This is a genomic window from Streptomyces sp. NTH33 (genome assembly GCF_003236365.1).
Taxonomy (GTDB): domain Bacteria; phylum Actinomycetota; class Actinomycetes; order Streptomycetales; family Streptomycetaceae; genus Streptomyces.
Map to the genome: position 1 here is coordinate 1 of NZ_POTZ01000194.1, position 12,435 is coordinate 12,435.

General features: G+C 70.4%; 11 protein-coding genes. 6 read left to right on the forward strand and 5 right to left on the reverse strand.

Annotation, left to right across the window (positions count from 1 at the left end):
• The 5 genes from C1I97_RS19235 to C1I97_RS19260 all read left to right on the forward strand — a co-directional run.
• Positions 1-618 (forward strand): methyltransferase domain-containing protein (locus tag C1I97_RS19235; RefSeq protein ID WP_111004454.1); only part of this gene is annotated, 618 nt, incomplete at its 5' end.
• A 704-nt stretch (positions 619-1,322) separates the two neighbouring features.
• Positions 1,323-2,096, forward strand: coding sequence for an isoprenyl transferase (locus C1I97_RS19240; protein WP_111004455.1), 774 nt, complete (start codon positions 1,323-1,325; stop codon positions 2,094-2,096).
• Between the two features lie 313 nt (positions 2,097-2,409).
• Complete coding sequence (locus tag C1I97_RS19250; protein ID WP_111004457.1) at positions 2,410-3,735, forward strand: PhoH family protein; 1,326 nt, start codon at positions 2,410-2,412, stop codon at positions 3,733-3,735.
• 432 nt (positions 3,736-4,167) lie between these two features.
• A complete protein-coding gene (locus tag C1I97_RS19255) occupies positions 4,168-4,902 on the forward strand; it encodes a lytic transglycosylase domain-containing protein (protein ID WP_441349130.1) in 735 nt (244 codons plus the stop codon).
• A 130-nt stretch (positions 4,903-5,032) separates the two neighbouring features.
• Positions 5,033-6,328: an AI-2E family transporter gene (locus C1I97_RS19260; protein WP_111004459.1), complete on the forward strand. Its 1,296-nt coding sequence runs from the start codon at positions 5,033-5,035 to the stop codon at positions 6,326-6,328.
• A gap of 103 nt (positions 6,329-6,431) precedes the next feature.
• Here the strand turns inward: C1I97_RS19260 and C1I97_RS19265 are convergent, their stop codons facing one another.
• Positions 6,432-6,965, reverse strand: coding sequence for an alkyl hydroperoxide reductase (locus tag C1I97_RS19265; RefSeq protein WP_111004460.1), 534 nt, complete (start codon positions 6,963-6,965; stop codon positions 6,432-6,434).
• A 3-nt stretch (positions 6,966-6,968) separates the two neighbouring features.
• Positions 6,969-7,523: a peroxiredoxin gene (locus C1I97_RS19270; RefSeq protein ID WP_111004461.1), complete on the reverse strand. Its 555-nt coding sequence runs from the start codon at positions 7,521-7,523 to the stop codon at positions 6,969-6,971.
• A gap of 134 nt (positions 7,524-7,657) precedes the next feature.
• On the opposite strand from C1I97_RS19270, the gene C1I97_RS19275 reads away from it, so the two are divergent.
• Positions 7,658-8,608, forward strand: coding sequence for a hydrogen peroxide-inducible genes activator (locus C1I97_RS19275; RefSeq protein ID WP_258382644.1), 951 nt, complete (start codon positions 7,658-7,660; stop codon positions 8,606-8,608).
• A 62-nt stretch (positions 8,609-8,670) separates the two neighbouring features.
• On the opposite strand, the gene C1I97_RS19280 is transcribed toward C1I97_RS19275, so the two are convergent.
• From C1I97_RS19280 to C1I97_RS19290, 3 genes are read right to left on the reverse strand one after another with little or no spacing between them, the layout of a single operon-like run.
• Positions 8,671-11,013 (reverse strand): ABC transporter permease, encoded by a 2,343-nt coding sequence (locus C1I97_RS19280; RefSeq protein ID WP_111004463.1) that lies wholly within the window; start codon positions 11,011-11,013, stop codon positions 8,671-8,673.
• Positions 11,010-11,699, reverse strand: a complete 690-nt coding sequence (locus C1I97_RS19285; protein WP_111004464.1) for an ABC transporter ATP-binding protein — start codon at positions 11,697-11,699, stop codon at positions 11,010-11,012. The genes C1I97_RS19280 and C1I97_RS19285 overlap by 4 nt, the downstream gene beginning before the upstream one ends.
• Positions 11,696-12,220: a PadR family transcriptional regulator gene (locus C1I97_RS19290; RefSeq protein WP_111004465.1), complete on the reverse strand. Its 525-nt coding sequence runs from the start codon at positions 12,218-12,220 to the stop codon at positions 11,696-11,698. Before C1I97_RS19290 ends, C1I97_RS19285 begins: the two co-directional genes overlap by 4 nt.
• Between the last annotated feature and the right edge of the window lie 215 nt (positions 12,221-12,435).

Sequence of the window (12,435 nt, forward strand, 5' to 3'; positions counted from 1 at the left end):
CTCGATGTGCAGACCGGGGGAGGGGAGGTCCTCGACTTCGCGCTCGGGCTGGCCGCGGGCGCGCCCGAGCTACTCGCCGCCACCGAGGGCTGGCCGCCGAACGTCGTCAGGGCCACCGCGCTGCTCCGCCCGCGCGGGGTCGTGGTCGTGGCCTCCGGCGAGGACGCGCCGCTGCCGTTCGCCGACGGGACCTTCGACCTCGTCGTCAGCCGGCACCCCGTCCGGCCGCACTGGGAGGAGATCGCCCGTGCCCTGGAGCCCGGCGGGACGTACTTCGCGCAGCACGTCGGACCCGGCAGCGTCTTCGAGCTCGTCGAGTACTTCCTCGGCCCCCGGCCCGGGGAGGCGCGCGACGCCCGTCACCCCGACCGTGAGCGCGCCGCCGCCGAGGCGGCCGGGCTCGAGGTCGTCGACCTGCGCGCCGAACGCCTGCGCGTGGAGTTCCACGACATCGCCGCCGTCGTGCACTTCCTGCGCAAGGTGATCTGGATGGTCCCCGGCTTCACCATGGAGGCGTACGAGCCCCGGTTGCGGGCGCTGCACGAGCGGATCGAGTCGAAGGGGCCGTTCGTGGCGCACAGTACGCGCCATCTCCTCGAGGCGCGGAAGGCGCGGTGAACAGCGATGAGCAGTGGTGAGCAGCGGTGAGCAGTAAGGACAGCGGTGAGCAGTAAGGGCAGCGAGGACGGCCCCGTCTGACGCGTACACGGTGTCCACATCGTTATCGTCAGCCCCTCGATTCACCCGACCGCTCCACGTAAAGTACGGACCAAGGGAATTCGCGTGAGCAAAGCCGCGCGGATGGTGCCGCGCGGTGGAGGGGGCCGCGTGGTGCCGCGCCCCTGTTGGCCGTACGCGGCCCGGCCGCCGTTGGCGTCAAGCGGGCGTTCGCGTGTGGGTCGCCCGTGAGAGGGATGCGGGGCGACTCGCCGAGCGGCCACGGATGGCCCAAACTCTCCGGTTCTCGCCGTCTCCCGGTCATTTTTCCTGTGATTTCGCCATGATTCGGCCATGATCGGGGGCGGAATGACGGCTTCCGGGCCTCCCGGTGCGTCGCCGGGCGACTTCGGAGAGTAGTTGTGTCGCGCTGATGCACGCAACACCACTCACGAAGGGTTATGGTGGAAACCCCCCCTCGGGCCGGTCCGTCTCCCCCCCCACGGACCGGCCCGTTTCTTTATGGAGAGCGGTGCGGGGCGTGTCTGATACACCCAAGTGCTCCGATGCACCAAGGCGCACACAGCGCCCTGTCGGGGAACGCCTGGCTTCCCAGCGGTAGGCTTCGCCCCCTGGGACCGCCGTACGGAGGGGCTGACGGAGACGTGAACCTGCGCGACAAGCTGCGCGGCCTGCTGGTCAGGCTGTACGCACGCCGGGTGGAGGGCCACCTGGACCCCGCTCAGGTGCCCAAACACATCGGCGTCATCATGGACGGCAACCGGCGCTGGGCGAAGGCCGCGGGTTCCACCACCGCCCAGGGCCACCGGGCCGGCGCGGACAAGATCGAGGAGTTCCTCGGCTGGTGCACCGAGACGGATGTCAAGGTCGTCACCCTCTGGCTGCTCTCCACGGACAACTTCGACCGCCCCCGGGAGGAGCTCGTCCCGCTCCTCGGCATCATCGAGGACGTGGTGCGCTCCCTGGCCGCCGACGGCCGCTGGCGCCTGCACCACGTCGGCACCACGGACCTGCTGCCGCCGGCCATGCAGGCCACCCTCAAGGAGGCCGAGGAGACCACCGCCCACGTCGACGGGATAGTGGTCAACGTCGCCATCGGCTACGGCGGCCGGCAGGAGATCGCCGACGCGGTGCGCTCCATGCTCCTGGAAGCCCACGACAGGGGCACCTCCATGGAGGAGCTCGCCGAGTCCGTCGACGTCGACATGATCGGCCGCCACCTCTACACCAAGGCCCAGCCCGACCCGGACCTCGTGATCCGCACCAGCGGCGAGCAGCGCCTGTCCGGCTTCATGCTCTGGCAGACGGCGCACTCCGAGTACTACTTCTGCGAGGTCTTCTGGCCGGCCTTCCGCAAGGTCGACTTCCTGCGGGCGCTGCGCGACTACGCCGCCCGCCACCGCCGCTACGGCGGCTGACGGACGTACGCCTCCCACTGGCGGGACACCTGTCTTCCGGAGTTCACTCGCGCGTCGTTCCGTGCATTTGCATGGCGGCGAGTGTTCGAGGGCATAAGTGAGACAGGTCGACACCCGAACCACGGGTGTCGGATCTCAGCGGGCGGCTCGGGGCCGTCCGCCCGGGAGGCCCTTTGCACCAGCCCGACCGCGCGGTCACAGCGCGGAAGACGACGCCGAGGGCCGGTTCGCGGCCCGCCGTGTGCGGGGGCCGCAGACCGGTCCAGCTCCACTTCGTCGCTCCCCGACCTCATCCGAGGGGGTACGTCCTTCCGTGGTGACCAGCACAAAGCGCCACAAGCCAGACCGGCGCACCTACGTCCTCGACACCAGCGTCCTGCTGGCGGACCCGAACGCCCTGACCCGCTTCGACGAGCACGAGGTCGTGCTCCCCATCGTCGTGGTCACGGAACTGGAGGCCAAGCGGCACCATCCCGAACTCGGCTACTTCGCCCGGCAGGCCCTGCGCCTGCTCGACGACTACCGGGTCCGGCACGGTCGCCTCGACGCCCCCATCCCGATCGGGGACCTCGGCGGAACGATCCGGGTCGAGCTCAACCACTCGGACCCCAGCGTGCTGCCCACCGGCTACCGCCTGGAGGACAACGACTCCCGCATCCTCGCGGTCGCCCGCAACCTGCAGGCCGAGGGATACGACGTCACCGTCGTCTCGAAGGACCTGCCGCTGCGCATCAAGGCGTCCTCCGTCGGCCTGCTGGCCGAGGAGTACCGCGCGGAACTCGCCATCACGGACGCCTCCGGCTGGACCGGCATGTCCGAGCTCACCCTTCCGGGCGAACAGGTGGACATCCTCTTCGAGGAGGGACACATCCACGTCCCCGAGGCGGCCGGACTGCCCGTGCACACCGGACTGACGATCCAGTCCGAGCGCGGCAAGGCGCTGGGGCGCATCACGCCCGAGGGCAACGTCCGCCTGGTGCGCGGCGACCGGGAGGCGTTCGGCATCAAGGGGCGCAGCGCGGAGCAGCGCATCGCCCTGGACCTGCTGCTCGACCCGGACGTCGGGATCGTGTCGATGGGAGGCCGGGCCGGCACCGGCAAGTCGGCGCTGGCGCTGTGTGCGGGCCTGGAGGCGGTTCTGGAGCGCCGTCAGCACCAGAAGGTGATGGTCTTCCGCCCGCTGTACGCGGTCGGCGGGCAGGAGCTCGGCTATCTGCCCGGCAGCGAGGCGGAGAAGATGAGCCCGTGGGCGCAGGCGGTCTTCGACACGCTGTCGGCGGTCACGTCCCGTGAGGTCATCGAGGAGGTCACCGCGCGCGGGATGCTCGAGGTGCTGCCGCTCACCCACATCCGAGGCCGGTCGCTGCACGACGCGTTCGTGATCGTGGACGAGGCGCAGTCGCTCGAGCGAAACGTTCTGCTGACCGTTCTGTCCCGGATCGGCGCCAACTCGCGGGTCGTTCTGACCCACGACGTGGCGCAGAGGGACAACCTGCGGGTCGGCCGCTACGACGGTGTCGTCGCCGTGGTGGAGAAGCTGAAGGGCCATCCGCTCTTCGCGCACGTGACGCTGACCCGGTCCGAAAGGTCCCAGATCGCTGCCCTTGTGACCGAAATGCTGGAGGACGGGCACATCTGATCGGATTCGTCCACCTGGGGGTGGCAGTAGGAGAGTTGGCGCCGTCCGGCAAAGGCCCGAGCCTAGCCGGACGGCGCCCTCGTATGCGGGAGCTTCGGAAAAATCCCTGAGCCGAACGGGATGTGAGCTTTCACACGCAACTCGGAATTGCCTTGCGGCGTTGGGTTACGGCAGAGTCTCACTCCTGTCAGGCCCCGCATACGACACAGCCGTATCCCCTGGGGGTGCCCCCAGGCTTTTTGGGCACTGGGGGAGGTAGGGCGCCACGTGAGCACCACGTTCAACTCCATAGCGTCGTCGTATGCCGCCCGAGCACCACGCGGCGCTCCTCCTCGGGGAGTTGCCCACCGGGCCCGCGCCTTCCGTGACCCCGCAGTTGGAAGGCCAGTGTCAGGGGCACGATTGCGTCCGCCAGGGTCACCGAAGCGGGCGATGCTGGAAGGAAACCGTGTGAGCCGGATCTCGGTCCGGGGATTCGCAGTGGCCTCCGCCACCGCGGTCACCGCTGTCGGAAGCGTCGTCGGTGTTGCCTCGGGCAGCGTCGCGCAGAACAACGACGCCGAGGCGACGGCAGCCGATACGACGACGCTTCTCGCGGACATCCCCGTGGGGCAGCAGGCCCAGGTGCAGACCGTCTCGCTCGCGCAGCAGGCCGACGCCCAGGCCATCGCCGCGGACGCCGGTGCCAAGAAGGAGGCCGAGCAGGCCGCGCGCAAGGCGGCCGCCGAGACGGCGATCGCCAAGAAGGCGGAGGCCGAAAGGGCTGAGAAGGCGGCGAAGGCGGAGAAGGAAGCCAAGGAGCGTGCCGAGCGTGAGGCCGCGGCCAGCCGCAGCGCCGTCCGCGACGCCTCCAGCTTCGCCGTCCAGAGCTCGTACACCGTGGCGCAGGTCCAGGCGATGGCGCGCTCGATGGTGCCCGCCGACCAGTTCCAGTGCTTCAGCAACATCGTGAACCACGAGTCCACCTGGAACTACCGCGCGGTCAACGCCTCCTCCGGCGCCTACGGCCTCGTCCAGGCGCTGCCCGGCTCCAAGATGGCCTCCGCGGGCGCCGACTGGCAGACCAACCCGGCCACCCAGATCAAGTGGGGCCTCAACTACATGAACGGCCGTTACGGCAGCCCCTGCGGCGCGTGGTCCTTCTGGCAGGCCAACCACTGGTACTGAGCCGGACCGGCCATCCTCTCAACCCCCGCACAGCCCCTCCCGTCTTAAAGGGAGGGGCTGTCGCGCTGTACGGTCGAACGGAACGACTCCAGGGGGAGTGGTGCGCAGAGACGGGGGAAGAGGACCGATCATGTCGCGAGTGCCACGGTGGCTCGGCCGGCTCGGTGCCGGACTGACCGAGATGGGTGAACGGTTGGACGAGCGCCGCGCCGAGGCGGAGAAGGAGCAGGACGGCCCCGAGCCGGAGCAGGACGTGGACGCCCACGTCCTGCCGGACCACGTGACCGTCGTTCCGGCCCGGCCCGATCCCGCGCAGGCCGTGCCCTGGGGCGTACGGGTGGCGGCGGAGGTCGGCTGGCGGGTGCTGGTGCTCGCGGGCACGGTGTGGGTGCTGATGCAGGTCATCAGCGCCGTCCGGCTGGTGGTGCTCGCCTTTGTGGCCGCGCTGCTCATCACCGCGCTGCTGCAGCCGACGGTGGCACGCCTGCGGCGCTACGGGCTGCCGCGCGGCCCGGCCACCGCGCTCACCGCGATCTCCGGCTTCGTCGTCATGGGGCTGATCGGGTGGTTCGTGACCTGGCAGGTCATGGAGAACATCGACACGCTCTCCAGCCAGATCCAGGACGGCATCGACCAGCTGCGCAAGTGGCTGCTGAACAGCCCCTTCCACGTCACCGACAAGCAGATCAACCAGATAGCCAAGGACCTGCGGGACGCCGTCGGGGCCAACACCGACCAGATCACGTCGGCCGGTCTGCAGGGTGTGACGGTGGTCGTGGAGGCACTGACCGGGATCCTGCTGACCGTCTTCTCCACGCTGTTCCTGCTCTACGACGGCCGGCGGATCTGGGAGTGGTCGCTGAAGCTGGTGCCGGCGGCGGCGCGGCCGGGGGTGGCCGGGGCCGGGCCGCGGGCGTGGCGGACGCTGACGGCGTATGTGCGGGGCACGGTGATCGTGGCCCTGATCGACGCGATCTTCATCGGGCTGGGGATCTACTTCCTGAACGTGCCGATGGCGGTGCCGCTGGCCGTGTTCATCTTCCTGTTCGCCTTCATCCCGCTGGTGGGAGCGGTGGTGTCCGGGGCACTGGCGGTGGTCGTCGCGCTGGTGACACAGGGCGTCTTCACCGCGGTGATGGTGCTGGTGGTGGTGCTGGCGGTGCAGCAGATCGAGGGGCATGTGCTGCAGCCGTTCATCCTCGGACGCGCGGTCCGGGTGCATCCGCTGGCGGTGGTGCTGTCGGTGGCCGCGGGCGGGATGGTCGCGGGGATCGGCGGGGCGGTGGTGGCGGTGCCGCTGGTCGCGGTGACGAACACGGTGGTCGGCTATCTGCGGGCTTACTCCCAGGAGCAGGCCCGCCGGCGGGCGGCGCGGTCGGCTCCGCCGCCGGGCTTGCCCACCCCTCCATCCGACTCGGTGAGCTGAGAGGGCCCCGTCCGCCTGGGGCTCTGCCCCAGGCGGACGGGGGAAAACAGCGTGAAACCCCGTTCACCCTCAAAGTGAACGGGGTTTCACCATGCGGCGGACGTCACTCCGACAGCGCCGCCTCCGCGTCCAGGGTCGTCGCGACCGCCTGGATCACCGCGGCGATCTTGAAGGCCTCCTGGACGACCTCACGCTCGACACCGGCCTTGCGCAGCACCTGCTCGTGGGAGTCGAGGCACATGCCGCAGCCGTTGATGGCGGAGACCGCGAAGGACCACAGCTCGAAGTCGACCTTGTCGACACCGGGGTTGCCGATGACGTTCATCCGCAGGCCGGCGCGCAGGGTGCCGTACTCCGGGTCGGAGAGGAGGTGACGCGTCCGGTAGAAGACGTTGTTCATCGCCATCACCGCGGCAGCGGCCTTCGCCGCCGTGTACGCCTCCGGCGACAGGTTCGCCTTCGCCTCCGGCTCCAGCTCCCGCAGCACGATCGACGAGCGCGAGGCGATCGCCGTCGCCAGCACCGTGCCCCACAGCTGCTGCGCGGGCAGGTCACTGTTGCCGATGACCGAGCCCAGGTTGAGCTTCAGGTCCTTGGCGTAGTCCGGGAGGGCGGACCTCAGGGCGTCCAGCGACATGCGTCACTCACCCGCCAGCAGCGCGACCGGGTCCAGGGTCTCGTCGCCCTTGGTCCAGTTGCACGGGCACAGCTCGTCCGTCTGCAGGGCGTCCAGCACCCGCAGGACCTCCTTGGGGTTACGGCCGACCGAGCCCGCCGTCACCATGGAGAACTGGATCTCGTTGTTCTGGTCCACGATGAAGACCGCGCGCTTGGCGGAGCCGTCCTCGCCCTCGATGCCCAGCGCGCGCATCAGCTCGTGCTTGGGGTCGGCCATCATCGGGAACGGCAGGTCGCGCAGGTCGTCGTGGTCCTTGCGCCAGGCGTGGTGGACGAACTCGGAGTCACCGGAGAAGCCGAGGACCTGGGCGTCGCGGTCGGCGAACTCGTCGTTCAGCTTGCCGAAGGCGGCGATCTCGGTCGGGCACACGAAGGTGAAGTCCTTGGGCCAGGCGAAGATCACCTTCCACTTGCCCTCGTAGGTCTTGTGGTTGATCTCCGCGAACTCCTTGCCCTTCTCCAGCGAGACGCAGGCGGTCAGTTCGAACTCGGGGAACTTGTCACCGACAGTGAGCACACGCTCTCCTTGCAGCGAGGAAACACCGGCTTTGCCCGTGTTTCCCAGGGGGTTGGACAGTGTTGATGTTGGCACACGGTGCATTGATTACGGAAATAGCTACACTCGGTCGTGTTGATCGGAGGTGGCTATCAGTGAGCCGTTCGCGCAGGCAGCCGAGCCTGTCCCAGCTGCGTGCCTTCGCCGCCGTCGCCGAGCACCTGCACTTCCGGGACGCCGCCGCGGCGATCGGCATGAGCCAGCCGGCGCTCTCCGGCGCCGTCGCCACCCTGGAGAAGACACTCGGTGTCACCCTCCTGGAGCGTACGACGCGTACGGTACTGCTCTCGCCCGCGGGGGAACGCCTCGCCGTGCGGGCCAAGGCCGTGCTGGGCGAGGTCGGCGCGTTCATGGAGGAGGCGGAGGCCGTCCGCGCGCCCTTCACCGGCGTACTGCGCCTCGGTGTCATCCCCACCGTCGCGCCCTACCTCCTGCCCACCGTTCTGGGGCTCGTCCACGACCGTTACCCCGCCCTCGACCTCCAGGTCCACGAGGAGCAGACCGCCAACCTGCTGGAGGGGCTGGCCGGCGGACGGCTCGACCTGCTGCTGCTCGCCGTGCCCCTCGGTGTGCCCGGCGTCGTCGAACTCCCCCTCTTCGACGAGGACTTCGCCCTGCTCACCCCGATCGGCCACTGGCTCGGCGGTCGGGAGGGCATACCCCGCGAAGCCCTGAAGGAACTGAGGCTGCTGCTCCTCGACGAAGGTCACTGCCTGCGCGACCAGGCCCTCGACATCTGCCGTGAGGCCGGTCGTGTGAACGCGCCGGTGAAGACCACCGCCGCCGGGCTGTCCACCCTCGTCCAGCTCGTCGCCGGCGGCCTCGGCTGCACCCTGCTGCCCCGCACCGCCCTCAGGGTCGAGACCTCCCGCAACAACCGGCTCCTCACCGGCTATTTCGCCGACCCCGCCCCCTCCCGCCGCATCGCCCTGGCCATGCGCACGGGCGCGGCCCGCGCCGCCGAGTACCGGGAACTCGCCGCCGCCCTGCGAGCAGAACTGCGGCCCCTGCCGGTGCGCGTACTGAATGAGGGCGGCCAGGGCTGAGAGCGGCCGGGGGTACGCGGCGAGCGGGCCCCGGCGCCAGGCAGGGGGCCCGCTCGCGGTGGTCACTCGGTGCGCAGGCCGTCGGGGCGCATCAGGCGCAGGAGGGGCGGCAGGCTGAGGAGGGTGACCGTGAGGACGACGCCGGCGCCGACGCCGGTCATGGCCAGGACGCTCGACCAGTCCACGGCCACGGGCGTGCGCGTCATCCTCAGCAGCACCGCGCCCAGGGTGAGGCCCACCGCCGAGGCCAGCAGCAGGCCCAGCGCGATCGGGACCGCCGTCTGCCACAGCACCGACAGGCTCAGCGTGCGCCGCCGGGTGCCGAAGGCGACCAGCGCCGACAGCAGCTTCTTCCGCTCGCGCAGCTGTTCCAGCTGCGACACCAGCAGGCTCGCCCCGATCAGCAGCAGCACGCAGGTCGCGCCGACGAACAGACCGGTGCGGATGGAGGTGAACCTGTTGGTCTGTTCACTGGCCACCCACAGGTACGTGTTCGTCATCGGGTCGACCGCCGTCGCCGTGTTGCGCACGTGCTCGTACACGTCCGGCACCGACTTGTCCAGAATCAGGTAGACCGTTCCCCCGATCGCCGTGGCCGCCCCCGCGGGCACCGCGGCCGGAGTCATCAGGAAGCCGCTGCGCGTCTCCCCCCTCGGGTCCTCGACCGGGCGGGCGGACTTCAGGGTGCCCGGGACGCTCCAGAGGACCTGCGGGGCCTGGTCATCGCCGGAGGAGGAGTCGAAGTGGAGTTTGCGGCCGGGCTCGGCCAGCTTCGCGGTGTCGGCGTCGTACTCGCCGCCGCTGAGCGCGAAGACGTCACCGTCGCGGCAGGAGGACATGCTCGCCACCTCGCGCAAGGACGCGCAGTCGCCGATCGTCACCCCGATCGAGTTGTCCGGTCCCTGCTCTGCGCTCCAGGGGCCGTCACCGACGCTCGCCCCGGACAGCGCCGTGGTCTTCCGTACGCCCCTGGTGCCGGAGAACTTCTCGGCCGCCCCGGCGAGCGCGACGCCCTCCGGCACGTTCACCTGCATCTGGATCCGGAACGGGTCGTTCCCGGTGTCCCTGGTGTAGTCGTCCTCCACCCCCGCGAAGAGCATCTGCAGCGCGATCGCCCCGGCCACCGCGACCGCGATGCCGTTCACCAGGCGTGCCGCCGTGCCGCTGCTCAACTGCAGTCGCCGTACCGCCAGCTGCCAGGCCACCCCGCCCGCGCCGAGCCGGGCGACGACCGTCTCCACGATCCACGGCAGCAGCGCGGTCACGCCGACGAGCAGCAGCATCACGCCGCCGATCACCAGGAACTGGTTGAAGTCCCCGTTGTCGCGGCCCTTGCCGAGCATCGGGTACAGCATCGCCAGGCCGCCCAGCGGCAGCAGCAGCCGCCACCACAGCCGGCGCCGCGCGGGCTTGGCCGTGCGCACCACGCCCAGCGGCTCGATGACCACCCCGCGCAGCGCCAGCAGGGTGACCAGCACCGCGGCGGCCGGAACCGCGACCGCGACCAGCGCCGCCAGCGCGGGCGAGGGGTTGAGGTAACTGGGGAAGGCGCTGATGCCGAATATCTCGGCGTACCCTGCGGCTTGGCGGCCGATCAGGAAGAAGACCGCGCCGAAGACCAGCCCGAGCAGGGAGCCCGCGAGTGCCTCGCCGGCCGCGATCCGGCGGGTCATCCGGCTGTCGGAGCCGACCAGGCGGAGCGCGGCGAGCCGGCGGTCGCGCTGCTCGCCGCCGAACCGCACGGCCGCGCCGATGAACACGGCGACCGGCGTCAGCAGCGCCACGAAGACGACCATCACGAGCAGCAGCAGCACCGGGTCCAACCGCTCGGACGACGGGTGCGGGTCGCCGAACTCGGTGATCCGGGCCACCTGCCAGTCGTTGATGCGCGACGCCAGGTCCTCCACACCGGCGTAGTAGGCGAGTTCGCGGGAGCCGACGAGCCCGCTCTCGCCGATCGTGCCGGTCACCCGGTAGGGCAGCCGTTCCCGCAGCAGCTTCCCGTCGTCGGAGTCGAGCAGCTCCTTCAGCGCCGGGGAGACCACCATGTCGCCCGGTGCCGGGTACTCGGCCAGGCCCGGTGCGAGCGGGGCCCGCGGCCCCTCGGGCTCCACCAGCCGTCCGCGGATGTTCTTGTCGTGGTACGTCGTGTCGACGTCCGCGGTCACCAGGGTGTCGTCGGCCTTCGGCGGGGGGTGCTCGACGTAGGTGTAGTTCAGGCGGGCCTGTTCCCGCTGGTGCCGTGCCGAGAGCGCGCTGGGTATCGCGGTGGTCAGCAGCAGCAGGGCCACGCCGAGTCCGACGCCGACCGCCGTCAGCAGCACCCGGGTCCAGCCCTCGCGGCCCCCCGTGAACGCGAACCTGGCGCCCATGCGCAGGTCGCGGACCCACTGGCGCACTCTCATACGACCCGCTCCATGTCCCGGGACCTGCCGTCGCGTACGACGATCTCGCGGTCGGAATAGGCGGCGACCCGTGCCTCGTGGGTGACGAGGACGACGGCGGCGTTGGAGGACCGGGCGGCCTCGGTGAGCAGCTCCATCACCCGCTCGCCGTTGAGGGAGTCCAGCGCGCCGGTCGGCTCGTCGGCGAACAGCACCCTGGGGTCGGTGACCAGGGAGCGGGCGACCGCGACGCGCTGGCCCTGACCGCCGGACACCTCGCCGGGCCGCTTCTTGCGCAGGTCGTCGACCTCCAGGCGCTCCATCCACGTCAGTGCGGTGCGCTCGGCCTCCTTGCGGGAGGTGCCGTTCAGCCTGAGCGGCAGGGCCACGTTCTCCACGCAGGTCAGCTCGGGCACCAGCTGGCCGAACTGGAAGACGAACCCGAAGTCCGAGCGCCTGAGCGCACTGCGCTGGGCGTCGGTCATGGTGGACAGCTCACGGCCGTCGTAGGTGATCGACCCCGAGTCGGGGGTGACGATCCCGGCGAGGCAGTGCAGCAGCGTGGACTTGCCCGAGCCGGAGGGGCCCATCACGGCGACGACCTCGCCGGGGTGGATGGAGAACTCGGCGCCGTCCAGCGCGGTGGTCGGACCGTAGGCCTTGCGCAGGTTCTCGGCGGCCAGCAGGGAGCCGGGGGGAGGAGTCACCGGGTCACCGCCTCACGGAGCTTGTCGAGGCGTGCGGCGGTGAGCTCCAGCCAGCGCAGGTCGGCCTCGAGGTGGAACAGGGCGTGGTCGCAGATCAGCTGGTCCGCCAGGTCTCCCGTGCGCTTGCGGTCGGTCAGGATCCGCATGCTGCGCAGGTGCTCGGCGCGCTGGGTGTCGAGGATGTCGGCGGCGTCGCGGTGGGTCAGCAGCGCGAGGACGACCTTGGTGTAGAGGGTCGACTGCAGGTACGGCTCGGGCTTCTCCGGCGTGGCGAGCCACTGCTCCACGTCGGTGACGCCGGCCTCGGTGATGGCGTAGCGCTTGCGGTCGGGGCCGTCGCCCGCCTCGATCGCCTCGACCTCCACGAGCCCGTTCTTCAGCAGGCGGGACATCGTCGAGTAGACCTGGCCGTAGTGCAGCGGCCGGTCGTGACCGAACTTCTCGTCGAAGGCCCGCTTCAGGTCGTAGCCGTGGCGCGGGCCGGACTCCAGGAGTCCCAGAAGGGTGTGACCGATGGACATGGGGAGCACTGTACACACTGTGTATACGCCGCATGTATACACGGAGTGTTCACCACGCGGCGAGGAGTACGGTCCCGCAGGTGGGGGCCGATTGTCACGGTTCTGCTACGGCACCGGGCGCACCTGGGCCCGCCCGGGCCCGGCGGCCCTCCGCACCCCGGCGACCCGCACCCCGGCGACCCTCAGGATCGGCGGCCCCGGGTCCGGGGGTCCTC